Source organism: Methyloversatilis discipulorum, from assembly GCF_018780585.1.
GTDB lineage: Bacteria > Pseudomonadota > Gammaproteobacteria > Burkholderiales > Rhodocyclaceae > Methyloversatilis > Methyloversatilis discipulorum_B.
The window spans coordinates 57374-72731 of sequence record NZ_JADMJL010000008.1 but is presented as its reverse complement, the minus strand read 5'-3'; the positions used below and the strand labels follow the sequence as shown (position 1 = coordinate 72731).

The following is a 15358-nucleotide window of genomic DNA, read 5'->3' as shown; positions in this document are numbered from 1 at the left end:
GGATGAATGAACGGGAGTGCAGCGGAATCTTGCTAAACTGCGGGGCGTTTTTGCACCGCATTCGCGCATTCCGCCCCAAGGGTGCGCATTCTACCCCGGCCCGCACCCCGCCATGACCCCTCCCGGCATCAACCGCAAACAAACCCTGCTGTGGGCAGGCGTCGGCGCGGCCATCGTCGGGCTGCTGTGGCTGCTCGGGCCGACGCTGTCGCCCTTCATGCTCGGCCTGGTGCTGGCCTACATCTTCGAACCGCTGGTCGAGCGCCTGTCCCGCAGGCGGGTGCCGCGCACGCTGGCCGTCGTACTGGTCATCCTGCTGGTGATCAGTCTGGTGGTTGGCCTCATCCTCATTCTCGTACCGGTCATCCAGCAGGAGGTGCGCACGCTGATCGAACGCCTGCCCGCCTACCTGACCGCAGCGCACGAAAAGCTGGTGCCCTGGCTGCAGCAGCATTTCGGCATCACGCTGCAGCTCGACGTGGATAGCCTGAAGCGCTTCATCGCGAAGAACTGGAGCAGCGCGCAGGACTACCTGATGGTGGCGCTGGAATACGTCAGCAGCCAGGGCGCGGTCATCGTCGGCGTCGTTGCCAACGTGCTGCTGACGCCGGTCGTCATGTTCTACCTGATGCGCGACTGGCGCGACCTGCGCCATCGCGTGGCCAAGCTGGTGCCGCGCCCGTGGCTGAACCGGACGCTGTCGCTGGTCGACGAGATCGACGCGGTGCTGGCCGAATTCCTGCGCGGACAACTTTCGGTGATGGCGGCACTGGCGCTGTTCTACAGCGTCGGGCTGTGGATAGCCGGCGTCGATTACGCGTTGCCGCTGGGCCTGCTGTCCGGCCTGCTCGGCTTCATTCCCTATGTCGGTTTCTCGACCGGCTTGCTGCTGTCGCTGCTGGTGGCCTCCCTTCAGTTCCAGGGCTGGCCGCCGGTGATCGGCGTGGCCATCGTCTACAGCCTGGGCCAGTTGCTGGAAAGCTTCCTGCTCACGCCCTGGCTGGTGGGCGAACGCATCGGCCTGCACCCGCTGGCGGTCATTTTCGCGCTGATGGCTTTCGGCCAGCTGTTCGGTTTCGTCGGCGTACTGATCGCGCTGCCCGCTTCGGCTGCCTTGCTGGTCGGCCTGCGTGAAGTAAGGCGGCACTATCTGGCCAGTCATTTCTACCAGGGCGACGCGCCCAAGATCATCGAATGATGCGTCAGCTCCTGCTCGACATTCGCCCGATCGCCGCCCCCAGCCTCAGCAATTTCGTGGCTGGCGCCAATCGCGACCTGCTCGCCCACCTGCGCACCATGACCGGCGACGAGCCCGGTGCGTCGGTCTATCTGTGGGGCGACAGCGGCAGCGGTCGCACCCACCTCTTGCGCGCACTGGCCGCCGAATCTAAGGCGCGCGGGCTTTACCTCGAAGTCGACCAGATCAACTTCACGCTGCCGGACACGCTGATCGGCGCGCTCGAAGCGACGCACGCGAAACTCTGGCTGTTCGACGACATCCATCTGCTGGAGCCGGAGGCACAGGGCGCACTGTTCCGCGCGATCAATCTGGCCCAGGCACGCGGCATCACGGTCGTCGCCGCCGGCAACGGCGCGCCGCGCACGCTGCCGCTGCGCGAGGATCTGCGCACCCGCATCGGCCAGATGTTGCCCTTCTGCATCCAGCCGCTGCACGACGACGAGCGCATCGAGCTGCTGCAGGCACACGCGGCCGCGCGCGGCATGAAGGTCGAACAGGAGGTGTTCGATTACCTGCTGCGCCACGGCCGACGCGACATCCGCTCGCTGCTCGGCATACTCGACCTGCTCGACGAACATTCGCTGACCCGCCAGCGCCCGGTGACGCTGCCGCTGCTGCGCGAGGTCATGCAGACCAGACTGATCTGATACGGACACTGCCATGGAACTGGTACTTTTCGACCTCGACAACACCCTGCTCGCTGGCGACTCGGACTTCGAGTGGGCGCAATTCCTGATCTCGAAAGGCGTGCTCGACCGCGAGCTGTACGAAGCGCGCAACGCGACCTTCTACGCGCAGTACAAGGCCGGCACCCTCGACATCCACGAATTCCTTGACTTCCAGCTGGCGCCGCTATCGCGCCACAAGCGTGCCGAGCTGGACGCATGGCATGCCGAATTCATGGTGCAGCAGATCCGCCCGCGCCTCACCGACGGTGCGCGTGGCCTGGTGAACGGTCACCTGGAAAGCGGCGCGCTGTGCGCCATCGTCACCGCCACCAACAGCTTCATCACCGGCCCGATCGCGCGCGAGCTCGACGTACCGCATCTGGTCGCAACCATCCCCGCACAGCAGGACGGCGAGTTCACCGGCAAGCCGCGCGGAACGCCGGCCTTCCGCGAGGGCAAGATCGAACGCGTCGAACGCTGGCTGGAAGAACTGGGGCTGTATTTCGGCAGCTTCCGCCGCACCACCTTCTACAGCGACTCGCTGAACGATCTGCCGCTGCTCACCCGGGTGACCAATCCGGTGGCGGTCGATCCGGACCCGACGCTGGACGCGCACGCGCGTGCACACGGCTGGCAGATCATGCATCTGCACACCGGCACCGCCGTGCCGGACGAGGTCTGAGCGCGCACATGGAGCGCAATACGCGTCAGCGCACCGCGATACTCGGCGCCATCGAAGCGGCCGGCCGGCCCCTGTCGCCGGCCGAACTGCACGCGCTGGCACGCAGCGAAGCGCCGGCGCTCGGGCTCGCGACCGTGTATCGCAACATCAAGCTGCTGCTCGAAGAAGGCCGCATCCGCGAAGTGAGCCTGCCGGGCGAGGCACCGCGCTACGAGGTGGCCCACCTCGGTCACCACCATCACTTCAAGTGCCTGCAGTGCGACCGCGTGTTCGACATCGCCGAATGCCAGACCGACTGGAACGCACTGGCGCCCGCCGGTTTTTCGGTCGAGGCGCACGACGTGACACTGTTCGGCCGCTGCAGCGCGTGCAGCGGAAAAGGAGACGCGGACGGAGCGCCCTCAGCCGGGCACACGCATCCGCACGACCACGATCACACGCACTGACGGCGACGGCCGAGCGCGCCCACCAGACCGACGCCGGCGATCAGCATCGCCCACGTTGCCGGTTCCGGCACCGGCGCCATCAGCGCGCCGACCGCGCCTTCAAAAGTCGCTTCATCGAGCCCGTTGTTGAAGGCGATGTAGAACGGCGACGACGCCAGCACGCCGTTCGCTTCGAGCTGCAGCGTGATCAGGTAGGCACCGGCCAGCGCGCGGTCCGCGCCGCCGATCGAGAAATCCAGGTGCGAGTGGATGTCGCCGGCACCGGACACTTGGGCGATCGCGCCGGCAGGATCGGTGACCGCGCCGTAGCCGAATGAAGTGATCGTGCCCAGCACGTCCTCGATCGACACGAAGACCGAAGGACCGCTGCTCGTCCACATCGAACCGTTCCACGACTGCAGCACGCCAAGGCCGCGGTAACCGACGACCAGCCCGACATCGAGCGCGCCCTCTTCCGCGACGAAGCCCGGGTCGTCGGTCTTGAACAGGCCACCGCTGAAGTCTCGGAAATCCGCTTCGAACAGGCGGTAACCATTGGCGGCAATCTGCGCCAGCCCCTCGGGATCGACCACCAGCGCGCCCGCCGCCATGCCGACCTCGATATCGCCCGCGTGATCGGCCGCCTGCGCCGCCACGAAGAGCTGTGTTGAAAGAAATGCGGTCATGCCGAGCGCACGCAGTAAAGAACCGGGTCCGGAATATTTCATCGCTTGCTCCTTGGTGAGGACGGAAAGGAAGTGAACATCGGCGTTAACGATAACGCTATATTATTAGCAATAGCAATCACCGTCCGCCCTGCCGCTGCATGTCGTCTCGATTCGTCCGTCCCCACCCCGGGGCGATCCGGCGCCCTGGTATCGCCGGAAGCCTGTCTCTCCTCCTGCTCACCGCCTGCTGCCGCAGCGCGATCGCGCAGGATGTCGCCGACGCCATCGAACTACCCGCCATCCGCGTCGAGGACAGCCGACCGCCCGACGCAGCGAACGAAGCGGGCGCATCCAGACTGCGCGGCGAAGCGCTGCGCGACCGCAAGGGCGCGACGCTGGGCGAAACGGTGGGCGACGAAGCGGGCGTGCACAACGCCTCCTTCGGCACCGGCGTCGGCCTGCCGGTCATCCGCGGCCTCAGCGGTGCGCGGGTGAAAGTACTGAGCAATGGCGGCGGCACGCACGACGCCACCACTTTCAGCCCCGATCACGCATCGACTGCCGATACGGCGGTGGCGGATTCGGTGCGCATCCTGCGCGGCCCGGCCACCATCCGCTACGGCGGCGGCGCCATCGGCGGCGTGGTCGACGTGGCCGACGAACGCATTCCGACACGCCTGCCGCAGAAGGCACTCAGCGGCGCGGTCGACCTCGGCTACAACACCAACGCGTCGGAACGGATCAGTTCACTGCGGCTCGACGGCGGCCGCGGCCCGTTCGCGCTGCACGCCTCGGCCAGCAGCCGCGATCGCGGTGACGCCCGCATCGCCGGCTGCGCCGTCGACGACGACGCCGTGCAGCAACAGTTCGGCCTGATCAACACGCGCAACAGCTGCGGGCGCCTGTACAACAGCGATGCACGCGCCGCCGCCGGCACGCTGGGCGGCAGCCTGTTCATCGGCAACGCGCTGCTGGGCGCCGCCGTGAACAACGCGTCGAACGACTACGGCATTCCGCCCGCCCCCGGCCACTCGCATGGCGGCGACGACCGGGTGCGCATCGTGATGGACAACCGCCGCGTCGACACCCGCGCCGAATGGCTGGGCGAAGGCTGGCTGCAGTCGCTGCGCTATACCGGGGCGCACGTCGATTACCGGCACGACGAAGTCGATCAGGGCGCCGTCGCCACCACCTTCCGCAACAAGGCGATCGAACAGCGGATCGAACTGGAGCACACCTTCGGCGAACACCTCGGTGGCACGGTCGGTGTGCACCACACACGGCGCGACTTCTCGGCGCTCGGCGTCGAAGCTTTCATTCCGCAGACCTCGATGCGCAGTTCCGCCCTCTACGCAACGCAGCATGTCGACATCTCCAGCCTGCGCTTCGAACTGGGCTGGCGCGGCGAAATGACGCGCATGGAAGCCGGCGATCGCGAACTTGCCGGCGGATTCGCGGTGAGCTTTCCGCGGCGCCGTATCAACGCACAAAGTACCTCTGCGTCGCTGCGCTGGCAGGCGGCCGATGCGCTGAGTTTCACGGTCAGCGCCGCCCACGCGGAGCGCGCACCGGAAATCCACGAGCTCTATTCGCTGGGCGCCCATCTGGCGACCCGCACCTACGACCTGGGCGACCCCGGCCTGAATAAGGAAGGCGCGCGCTCGATCGATCTGTCGGCGCTGTACGAGGACGCACGACTGCGCGCTGCGGTCAGCGTGTACGCCAACGACGTCAGCAACTACATCTTCCAGCGCAGCGAAGCCTTCTTCTACGACACCGCCGAAGAGCAGTTCCGCTTCGCCTGCGTCCGCCTGGAGGAATGTCTGCAGGTGGTTCAGTACGCGCAAAGCCGCGCCAAGCTACGGGGTTTCGAGGCGGAACTGGCATTGAAATGGGCGACCAGCCGTTTCGGCGACGTCGAGTGGTCGGTCTTCGCCGACGCCGTGCGCGCCCGGCTGCCGGTCCTCGACGAAGACGTGCCGCGCATGCCGCCGCTGCGCCTCGGCACACAGCTGGCGGCACGCAAGGGGGCGTGGTCCGGGCGGGTGCGCATCACGCGACACGCGGCGCAGGACAGGCCGGGCGCCAACGAAACCGCCAGCGACGGCTACACCCTGGTTGGCGCCAACCTGAACCACGTGCGTCCGCTCGATGGCGGCCGCACGCTGACGCTGTACCTGAAGGCCCGTAATCTGCTCAATGCCGAAGCGCGCAACCCGGTGTCCTTCCTGCGCAGCTTCTCGCCGGAGCCTGGGCGCAGCGTCGAAGCCGGCCTCAGCCTCAGCTTCTGACCCGACGCGCCAGCGAAATCGTCAGCACGAGACCGGCCATCATCAATGCCCAGCTCGATGGCTCCGGCACCGGCAGGCTGACGCGCGACATGAAGGCGGTTTCGTACTGTTCGGCACTGAGGCCGTAGTTGAACACCACATGGAAGGGATCGGAGTCGACATAGCGTCCGCGCCCCCCTATCGACGTCGCGTCGGTCAGCTGCAGCGTCACCATGTAGGCGCTGGACGGTGCCGCGCCTTCGATGAACCAGTCCAGGTGCGCATGGAAGCCGCCGTTGGCGTTCGCGTCGTCTATCGTCGCCGCGACCGGGCCTTCGATGCCGGCGCCGGTAAACAACGTTCCCTGCGAATAGAACTCGAAATTCGCCGCTGCACCGGGCGGTGCCAGGCGCGGATTGATCAGCGACTGGATGTAGGCATTGGCCACCGCCGGCGGCACCGCGCCGTACAGGCGGATGCCGACGCCGTCATCGGCGGCCGACCATGTGCCGCTGGCGGCATCCCACTGCAACAGCGTGCCGACCGCCTTGAAACCGATGAAATCTCGGGCACCGCTGGCGCCGGACAGGCTGCCCGGGAAAGCCTGGAAACCCGGATCGTCGGTGCTTTTCGGCCCGCCCTCGAAGTCGCCGAAGTCGCCCGGGAACACCATGTATCCGGTGTGGACGTCGATCGGCAACTGCTCGAACGGCAGGTCGCCGTAGGCACCGACCGTGATCCTGCTGCCGGCCGCCGGCCCCTGGTCGAGCCCGATGGCGACGTCGAAGTGGAGGGCGTGTGCCGCGCCGACGTGGAAGGACAGCAATGCTGCAGCAAGGTGCATGAAGCGGATGGGCGCGCGCATGAGAGGTCTCCGGATGATGGCCTCTAATGATAATGCAATCTCCTTTACAAAAAAGACTACACCCCGTATCTTTTGATATTCGATTATCAACAAAGGAGAGCATCTTGAAAGTCCGCGCCCTGCTCGTCATTGCCGGCCTCATGTCCGGCTTCGCACACGCCAGCGAGCCGCTGCGCGCCGATGAAGGCATCGGCTTCTACATCGGGATCGACAGCCTGGCGACGATTGCCAGCGGCACCTATGCCGGCCTGGCCAATCCGAACTACGGCCGCCTCACCTATCTGATGGAGCACGGCAACCACTTCCACGGCATCGGCGCCTACAGCTATACCGGCAGCGCCGCAGCGCCGGTCATCAACGGCAGCAACGCGAACAACCGCATTCCGGAACTGTCGGCACGCATTTCACCGCTGCCCGGCACGCTCGCGCTGAGCGCAGGCAGCGGAGCATTCGCCGGCAAGCTGGTCAGCGGCGTGCTCGATGACAGCGTCGCTCATCACGATTACAGCTACCTCGGTGCGTCGTCCATCCAGTCGCTGGCCGACGGCGCCGCCGGCAGCGCCGAGGCGGTGCTGTACGCAAGCAGCGCCAACCGCTGGAACGCACAGCTCGACGGCGTGCAGGTCGCGCTGAAGCTGGAGTACATCACGCCGGGTCTGAAGGTCGCCGCCAATGGCGACATGGACCTGTTCGACAGCGGCAACCTCTATCTGCTGGGCGACGGCAATGGCTTCGACTTCGTGCCGACCTTCTACACCGACGCGGCCGCCGCGGTCGGCACCTACACCGCGCAGTTCTCGCTGGTGAACCTGGGCAGCAATACCGCCGTGCGCGACGGTGGCACTTTCTACATCGACTTCGCGGTCGCACCGCCGGTGCCTGAACCGGCGAGCTGGGCCATGCTGCTCGGCGGTCTGCTGATGCTGGGCACGGTGGCTGCACGACGCGCGCGCTGAGGGCGAGGCAGGCGGGCACGCCCCGCCTGCAAGCACCATGAACATTCGATTTCAACCTCCCGCCCCCGCGACGTCCTGTCCCCGCGCCGTCGACGCCGTCACGCTGACCGATCTGGCGCAGGTCTTCGATCCGTCCGTCAATCTGGTGCGGCTGCACCGCCCTCTGCCGCCCGGCCTGGCCGACTGTCTGCACGCCGCCCACGCCAGCGGCGCACTGGGCAGTGGACGGCGCGCGGTGATCGACGCCGGCAGCCCGCTGCCCACCGGCACCCTGCCCGAACTGCTGGGGCGCGACGCCGTCGATGCCGACGTGCGGCAGCTGTCCGAACTGCTGGCCGACCTCACCGGCTGCACGCGCGTCGGCGTGCGCATCGAAGTGCTGGACCGCGCCATGTGTCCGCGCTGGCACGTCGACCGCGTCGCCCTGCGCCTGCTCTGTACCTGGATCGGTCCGGCCACCGAGTGGCTGGACGAGCGCTGCGCCGACCGCAGCCGCCTCGGCAGCGACGACGTGATGACCGACGCCAGCGGCATCGGCCGCGCTGCAGCGGGCGACATCGTGCTGCTCAAGGGTGAGCTGTGGCCGGACAACGCCGGCCGCGGCGTCATCCATCGCTCACCCCACCTCGACGCAGCGCACCGGCTGCGCATCGTCGCCGCCTTCGACGCGGTGTACTGAATACGGAAACCACACCACCATGAACGAACGACTTCCGGTCACCGTGCTGTCGGGCTTTCTCGGCGCCGGCAAGACCACCCTGCTGAACCACGTGCTGTCCAACAGCGAAGGCCGCCGCGTCGCGGTCATCGTGAATGACATGTCGGAAGTGAACATCGACGCCCAGCTGGTGGCGCACGGTGCGCAGCTGTCGCGCACCGACGCCCGCATGGTCGAAATGTCCAACGGCTGCATCTGCTGCACCTTGCGCGAAGACCTGCTGATCGAAGTATCGCGGCTGGCGCGCGAAGGCCGCTTCGACTATCTGCTGATCGAATCGACCGGCATTTCCGAACCGCTGCCGGTAGCCGAAACCTTCACTTTCGAAGACGAGGATGGCAGCAGCCTGTCATCGGTGTCGCGGCTGGACACCATGGTGACCGTGGTCGATGCGTACAACTTCCTGCGCGACTACTCGAGCCAGGACATGATCGCCGAGCGCGGCGAATCGCTCGGCGACGAGGACGCGCGCACGGTGGTCGACCTGCTGGTCGACCAGATCGAGTTCGCCGACGTGATCGTGCTGAACAAGTGCGACCTGGTCAGCGCCGACGAACGCAGCCGCCTGCACGCGATACTGCGCGCACTGAACCCGCGCGCCGACGTGGTCGAATCGACCGAAGGGCGCGTGCCGCTGGACCGCATCCTCGACACCGGTCGCTTCGACTTCGACGCCGCCGCCGAAGCGCCGGGCTGGCTGCAGGAAATGCGCGGCACCCACGTGCCGGAATCCGACACCTATGGCATCCGCAGCTTTTCATGGAGCGCGCGCCGCCCCTTCCATCCGCAGCGCTTCTGGAACCTGATCCACGACGAATGGCCGGGCGTCATCCGCAGCAAGGGCTTCTTCTGGCTGGCCAGCCGCATGGATTTCGCCGGCGAATGGGCGCAGGCCGGCGGCATCTGTCGCAACCGCCCGGCCGGCCTGTGGTGGGCGGCGGTGGACCGCGCCGACTGGCCGGCCGACCACGACTACCTGAAGCAGATCGAGGCGCGCTGGCTGGCGCCCTTCGGCGACCGTCGCCAGGAACTTGTGTTCATCGGCATGGACATGGACGAGACGTGGATACGCCAGCAACTCGACGCCTGTCTGCTGACCGATGCCGAAATGGCCGCCGGCTCGGCCGTCTGGCGCACGCTGCCGGATCCCTTCGACCCGTGGGCGCTTGCCGCCGACGAAGAGCCGGAGCACGGCACCTAGGGTCTGTTGCTATTGAATCGCGGGCCGCGCGCGAATCAGTGGCAACAGACCCTAGCGCGACGTCGGCGGCGCGTCGGTCAGGCCCAGCCGGCGCTCGGTCACCCAGGGCACCAGACCAACCTCGGAGGCGAGCTTCACCAGCTCGATGTCGGAACTGACGTCGAGCTTGCGCCGCGCGGTGCTGAGCTTGTTGGCCACCGTCTTCGGGCTCAGGTTGAGCTGTTCGGCGATGGCGTCGATCGAATGGCCGGACACCAGAAGGCGGCACATTTCGAATTCACGCGGCGTCAGGTAACCGAACAGCTTGGATTCCGGCAGGTAGTGCGAGAAGGCCACGCTTTCCGCCACCTGCCGGCTCAGCACGCGCTTGCCGCGCGCCACCGACTGCACCGCGTCGACCAGCTGCTCGGCGGGACTGTCCTTGGTCAGCACGCCGAGCGCGCCGGCGTCGAGCGCCTGCTGCACCACGGTCGGGTGCGAACACATCGTGAACATGAGCACCTTGGCCTGTTCGTCGAAGGCAACGATGCGCCGCGTGGCTTCGATGCCGCTGGAGCCGGGCAGCATGATGTCCATCACCACCACGTCCGGCGCGTGCTTGCGGTAGGCCGCGTAGGCCTCGTCGGCGGTACCGGCTTCGGCCGCCACCAGCAGCGCCTCGTTCATCTCCAGCAGCGCGCGGTAACCGGTGCGCACGACCGCGTGGTCGTCGACCAGAAGGATGCGGGTCTGTCGGTTGTTCATGCGGTGATCTCCTGTTCATTGCGTGCGAAGGGCAGACGCACGGTGACGCGCCAGCCGCCGCCGGTAGCCGGGCCGGCGCTGCAGACGCCGCCCAGCGCGAGCGCGCGTTCGCGCATGCCCAGCATGCCCAGCCCGGCGACGCCGGTCGGTATGCCGTGCGCACTGCCGTTGTCCCAGATGTCGAGCTTGAGCACGCGACCGTCACTGCCCTGCTCGGTGCTCACGCCGATCAGCAGGCGCGAGCAGTCGGAGTGCTTGAAGGCATTGGTGACCGCCTCCTGCACGATGCGATAGGCACTGGCCTCGACCGTCGGTCCGGCGTCGGCCGATTCGCCTTCGAGGTTGAGTACCAGTTCGAGCGGCCGCGGCGCCTGTGCGCTGCGCTGCTCGACCAGCTGGCGCAGCGCGTTGTAGAGGCCCAGCGCGTCGATCTCGACCGGGTGCAGCGATTCCAGCTGCACGCGCACGCGGCCCAACAGTTGCGCCAGGTGGCCGCCCAGCGCCTCGGCGCTGCCGCTGTAGCGGGCCAGCGCCGGCTCGCGCCGGCAGGCGGCCGACAGCACCGCGACGTGCGGCTGCATCGCCACCATATAGGTGCTCATTTCGTCGTGCAGGTCGCGCGCGATGGCGCGCCGCGTCTGCTCCTCCATCACCATGATCTTGCGCAGCAGCGCCGAGCGCTCGCGGCTCACCTCGGCCAGCGAATTGGCCATCCGGTTGAACGAGGCCGACAGTTCCGCCAGATCGGGCAGGCGGAAGGCCGGCAGGCGCGCGTCGAGACGGCCCGACTCGATGTCGCGCAGCGCGGTGCGCAGCGCATGCACCGGCTCCAGCGCGCGACAGATGGCCCAGTACAGCAGCAGGCCGAGCAGCACGCTGTAGGCGACGGTCAGATAGCTCAGTCGCTTGAAGCCTTCCCACTTTTCGCGCATCTCGTCGGACGGCATCGGCGACACGCGATAGAAGCCGGCGATCTCGCCATTGAGCCGCCACGGCTTCATGCGCACCGTGCCGTCGGCCTGCACCGGCGCCTCGTCCGGCGCCGGCCAGCCGCTTGCGCCGCGCGTATCGGACGAGGCGAGCACGCGGCCGGCGAGATCGAGCACGTCGATGCGCACATGACGGATGTCCTTCATGCGCTGCACGCGTTCGAGCAGCGAATCGAGCATGGGCGAGCGGCCGTCGCCGGCGTTCAGCGGCATGTCGTCGGGCAGCAGCAGGAGCACCAGCCGTGTGCCCGATTCGATCTCCTCGACCGAGTCGCTGCGCCACGCCTTGTAGTGCAGGAAGCCGTGCGTGAGCAGCAACAGGCACATGAGCACGAGCACGATCAGCAGCAGGCGGTTCTTCAGTGTCATTCGGCAGGGATGGAAGTGCGGCGGGACGTCCGGCTTCAGGGGTGCCGGAGCCGACGATGGTAGCGCCGGAGCCGAGGGACAAAATCCCCTCGTTGCAATGCGCCGCGCACCGCAATCGCTGCACTGCACATTCCTATAGTTCGCTCGACCGCAGCGCTGGCCGACTGTCGACGGCAGCGTCCGCGGTTGCGATCTCCGGGCCCACAGGTCTGTTCAGGTCCGGCTCCCGGATCGCATGAAAGCGAATGCGCGTATCCCCACGCGCCCCACCCAAGGAGGAGAAAACCGCTATGTCACTGAAAAGAGCAACCGGCCGGACCGGTCTGCAAAAGAAACGTCTGAGCCGCGCCGTCGCCACCGCGATCGCCGGTTTCGCGCTGGCGTCCGCATCGGGTGCCGCGCTCGCCAACGCCGAGCTGATCAAGCTTTCGCAGGACGATCGCCAGTGGGTCATGCAGGGCAAGGACTACGACCACAGCCACTACAGCGGGCTGAAGCAGATCAACCGCAGCAACGTGAAGAACCTGAAGGCTGCGTGGACCTTCTCGACCGGCGTGCTGCACGGCCACGAAGGCGGTCCGCTGGTGGTGAACGGCATCATGTACATCCACACGCCCTTCCCGAACATCACCTACGCCATCGACCTGGACAACCCGAACAAGATCCTGTGGGAACACAAGCCCAAGCAGGACGCCTCGGTGCGCGCGGTCGCCTGCTGCGACGTCGTGAACCGCGGTCTGGCCTACGGTGACGGCAAGATCTTCAAGACCCAGCTCGACGGCCACATCGTCGCGCTGGACGCCAAGACCGGCAAGGAACTGTGGAAGATGGAGAACTCCGACCCGAAGGTCGGCTCCACGCTGACGCAGGCGCCGATGGTGGTCGAGGACATGGTCATCGTCGGTTCGTCGGGTGCGGAACTGGGTGTGCGCGGCTACGTCACCGCCTACCGCATCAAGGACGGCAAGCAGGTCTGGCGCGCCTACGCCACCGGCCCGGACGAGGACATCCTGCTGGCCGACGACTTCAACATGGCCAACCCGCACTACGGTCAGAAGGGCCTCGGCACCTCGACCTGGGAAGGCGACGCATGGAAGATCGGCGGCGGCACCAACTGGGGCTGGTACGCCTACGATCCGGAGCTGAAGCTGATGTACTACGGCTCGGGCAACCCCGCACCGTGGAACGAAACCATGCGCCCGGGCGACAACAAGTGGACGATGGCCATCTGGGGTCGCGACGTGAAGACCGGCAAGGCCAAGTTCGCCTTCCAGAAGACGCCGCATGACGAGTGGGACTACGCCGGCGTGAACTGGATCGGCCTGTCCGACCAGGTGGTCGACGGCAAGAAGCAGAAGCTGCTGACCCACCCGGACCGCAACGGCATCGTCTACACCCTGAACCGCGAAAACGGCAACCTCGTTCGCGCCGACAAGATCGACCCGTCGGTGAACGTGTTCAAGGGCTACGACATGAAGAAGGGCGTGCCCATCCGCGATCCCGAGTACTCGACCCGCATGGACCACCTGGCCAAGGGCATCTGCCCGTCCGCCATGGGCTATCACAACCAGGGCCACGACTCGATCGACAAGAAGCGCGAACTGGTCATGCTCGGCACCAACATGATCTGCATGGACTGGGAGCCGTTCATGCTGCCCTACCGCGCAGGTCAGTTCTTCGTCGGTGCCACGCTGAACATGTACGCCACCCCGGGCAACAACGGCAACATGGGTCAGGTCAAGGCCTACGACGTCAAGACGTCGAAGTTCAAGTGGGTCAAGGACGAGAAGTTCTCGGTCTGGGGCGGCACGACCAGCACCGCGGGTGACCTCGTCTTCTACGGCACGCTGGACGGTCTGATCAAGGCGGTCGACGCCGACAACGGCAAGACGCTGTGGGAATTCAAGCTCCCGTCCGGCGTCATCGGCCACCCGGTCACCTACGAGCACAAGGGCAAGCAGTACGTCGCCATCTACTACGGCGTCGGCGGCTGGCCCGGTGTCGGCCTCGTGTTCGACCTGACCGACCCGACCGCAGGTCTCGGTGCAGTGGGCGCCTTCAAGGAGCTCCAGCAGTACACCAAGATGGGCGGCGGCGTGATGGTGTTCTCGCTGTAAGACGTACCGGGCATGGCGCGTGGCGCCATGCCCGTTTCAGGCAGGAGATCCACGATGAAACAGACCCTCATTGCAGCGCTGCTGTGCGCATTCGGCAGCGTCGCGCACGCCGCCGGCACGCTCAAGGTGTGCGCGGCCGATAACGAGATGCCCTACGCCAACGAGCGGGGCGAAGGATTCGAGGACCGCATCGCCGAAAAGCTGGCGGCGGCCATGGACATGAAACTGGAGCGCGTCGGCTTCAGCGACCCGCGCTACGTGGTGCGCGACCTGCTCGACAAGGGCAAGTGCGAAGTCATGCTCGGCGTCGATGCGGGCGATCCCCGCGTCGCCACGACCCGCGCCTACTACCGTTCGAGCTATGTGTTCGTCACCCGCGCCGATTTCGGCCAGGAGGTGACCGGCTGGGACAGCCCCGCGCTGCAGACCGCGCACATCGGCGTCATACCCGGCACACCGGCCGAAGTGATGCTGGTTCAGCTCGGCCGTTATGCCGACAGCTTCCGCTACATGATGTCGCTCGGCGGCAACAAGGCGCCGCGCAACCGCTACGTGCGCTATGACAGCGAGAAGCTGATCCGCGACCTGGCCGCCGGCGAGATCGACGTCGCCGTGGCCTGGGCACCGTCGGTCGCCCGCTACATCAAGAGCGCAGCGACGCCGCTGAAGGTCACGCAGGTACCGGCCCAGGCCAGCAAGTCGAACGGCGAGCCGGTGCATTTCCACTTCGATACCGCCATCGCCGTGCGCAAGGACGACCACGCACTGCTCGCCCGCATCGAAGCCGCGCTCGCGCGCAGTCGCGACGACATCGAGGGCGTATTGCGCGCCGAAGGCATACAGATTCTGCCGCCGCACCCGGTGGCCGAAGGAAACAAGGACAGCAAGGGATGAAGTTTCAAGTCAGCAAACTGGTCGCGGCAACCCTGATGGGTGGCGCCATCGCCACGGCGATCGCCGCCGGCAGCCCGCCGCGCTTCTACAACATCATCGAAGGTTCGCCGCTCGATTTCTCCGGCAAGGAGGAAAGCCCGGCGGTGAAGTCCTTCAAACAGACGGGCATCAACCCCTACAACACCGACGCCGCCAAGATCGCCGAAGGCGAGTCGCTGTACTCGACCGCCTGCTCGGGCTGTCACGGTCACCACGCCGAGGGCAAGCTCGGCCCCGGCCTGGCCGACGACTACTGGACCTACCCGGCGAATGCCACCGATCCGGGGCTGTTCTCCAGCATCTACGGCGGTCTGCAGGGAATGATGGGACCGCAGAGCGGGCACCTGTCGCAGGACGAAATCCTGGTGATCATGAGCTGGATCCGCTCGGTCTACAAGGGCGATCCGGCCAAGGCGCTGTGGAAGCAGGCGAACTGAGGAAGGCGAAGTTTTCGGCCCGGCCCCGTCCGGGTCGTCACGTGCAGCACCCACATCACAACCACGGAGGAATGAC

The 15358-nt window shown here is 66.6% G+C and carries 15 protein-coding genes; 11 read left to right on the top strand and 4 right to left on the bottom strand.

What is annotated here, in order from left to right:
- Positions 1–112 precede the first annotated feature (112 nt).
- Genes IV112_RS02680 through IV112_RS02665 form a run of 4 tightly spaced genes read left to right on the top strand, consistent with a single transcriptional unit; the run spans position 113 to position 3036 of the window.
- On the top strand, positions 113–1198 hold the full coding sequence (locus IV112_RS02680; RefSeq protein ID WP_304000933.1) for an AI-2E family transporter: 1086 nt from the start codon (positions 113–115) through the stop codon (positions 1196–1198).
- Positions 1195–1887, top strand: a complete 693-nt coding sequence (hda, locus tag IV112_RS02675; RefSeq protein WP_304000932.1) for a DnaA regulatory inactivator Hda — start codon at positions 1195–1197, stop codon at positions 1885–1887. Before IV112_RS02680 ends, hda begins: the two co-directional genes overlap by 4 nt.
- 13 nt (positions 1888–1900) lie before the next feature.
- Positions 1901–2590 carry an HAD family hydrolase gene (locus IV112_RS02670; RefSeq protein WP_020164059.1) on the top strand — a complete coding sequence of 230 codons (690 nt, stop codon included), beginning with the start codon at positions 1901–1903 and terminating at the stop codon, positions 2588–2590.
- A gap of 8 nt (positions 2591–2598) precedes the next feature.
- A complete protein-coding gene (locus IV112_RS02665) occupies positions 2599–3036 on the top strand; it encodes a Fur family transcriptional regulator (protein ID WP_020164058.1) in 438 nt (145 codons plus the stop codon).
- Here the strand turns inward: IV112_RS02665 and IV112_RS02660 are convergent.
- Entirely contained in the window at positions 3024–3743 is a 720-nt protein-coding gene (locus IV112_RS02660; protein WP_304000931.1) for a PEPxxWA-CTERM sorting domain-containing protein, read from the bottom strand. The genes IV112_RS02665 and IV112_RS02660 overlap by 13 nt on opposite strands.
- Positions 3744–3841: 98 nt before the next feature.
- Here IV112_RS02660 and IV112_RS02655 point away from each other — a divergent pair, with 98 nt between their 5' ends.
- Entirely contained in the window at positions 3842–5974 is a 2133-nt protein-coding gene (locus IV112_RS02655) for a TonB-dependent receptor (protein ID WP_304000930.1), read from the top strand.
- Here IV112_RS02655 and IV112_RS02650 read toward each other — a convergent pair.
- Positions 5964–6818: a PEP-CTERM sorting domain-containing protein gene (locus IV112_RS02650; RefSeq protein WP_304000929.1), complete on the bottom strand. Its 855-nt coding sequence runs from the start codon at positions 6816–6818 to the stop codon at positions 5964–5966. The genes IV112_RS02655 and IV112_RS02650 overlap by 11 nt on opposite strands.
- Positions 6819–6922: 104 nt before the next feature.
- On the opposite strand from IV112_RS02650, the gene IV112_RS02645 reads away from it, so the two are divergent.
- The 3 genes from IV112_RS02645 to zigA are packed head-to-tail and all read left to right on the top strand — an operon-like array spanning position 6923 to position 9693.
- A complete protein-coding gene (locus tag IV112_RS02645) occupies positions 6923–7774 on the top strand; it encodes an all3515 family Zur-repressed PEP-CTERM protein (protein ID WP_304000928.1) in 852 nt (283 codons plus the stop codon).
- Between the two features lie 37 nt (positions 7775–7811).
- The gene (locus IV112_RS02640; protein ID WP_304000927.1) at positions 7812–8453 is read left to right on the top strand and encodes a DUF1826 domain-containing protein; all 642 of its coding nucleotides are present in this window, start codon (positions 7812–7814) and stop codon (positions 8451–8453) included.
- A gap of 19 nt (positions 8454–8472) precedes the next feature.
- Complete coding sequence (gene zigA, locus IV112_RS02635) at positions 8473–9693, top strand: zinc metallochaperone GTPase ZigA (RefSeq protein ID WP_304000926.1); 1221 nt, start codon at positions 8473–8475, stop codon at positions 9691–9693.
- A gap of 51 nt (positions 9694–9744) precedes the next feature.
- On the opposite strand, the gene IV112_RS02630 is transcribed toward zigA, so the two are convergent.
- Both IV112_RS02630 and IV112_RS02625 read right to left on the bottom strand, forming a co-directional pair.
- Entirely contained in the window at positions 9745–10437 is a 693-nt protein-coding gene (locus tag IV112_RS02630; RefSeq protein WP_304000925.1) for a response regulator, read from the bottom strand.
- Complete coding sequence (locus tag IV112_RS02625) at positions 10434–11795, bottom strand: ATP-binding protein (RefSeq protein ID WP_304000924.1); 1362 nt, start codon at positions 11793–11795, stop codon at positions 10434–10436. Before IV112_RS02625 ends, IV112_RS02630 begins: the two co-directional genes overlap by 4 nt.
- A gap of 290 nt (positions 11796–12085) precedes the next feature.
- On the opposite strand from IV112_RS02625, the gene IV112_RS02620 reads away from it, so the two are divergent.
- From IV112_RS02620 to moxG, 3 genes are read left to right on the top strand one after another with little or no spacing between them, the layout of a single operon-like run.
- On the top strand, positions 12086–13912 hold the full coding sequence (locus IV112_RS02620; RefSeq protein ID WP_304000923.1) for a methanol/ethanol family PQQ-dependent dehydrogenase: 1827 nt from the start codon (positions 12086–12088) through the stop codon (positions 13910–13912).
- A gap of 54 nt (positions 13913–13966) precedes the next feature.
- Positions 13967–14806 carry a methanol oxidation system protein MoxJ gene (gene moxJ, locus IV112_RS02615; RefSeq protein ID WP_304000922.1) on the top strand — a complete coding sequence of 280 codons (840 nt, stop codon included), beginning with the start codon at positions 13967–13969 and terminating at the stop codon, positions 14804–14806.
- A complete protein-coding gene (gene moxG / locus IV112_RS02610; protein ID WP_020164047.1) occupies positions 14803–15282 on the top strand; it encodes a cytochrome c(L), periplasmic in 480 nt (159 codons plus the stop codon). Before moxJ ends, moxG begins: the two co-directional genes overlap by 4 nt.
- The last annotated feature ends 76 nt before the right edge of the window (positions 15283–15358 follow it).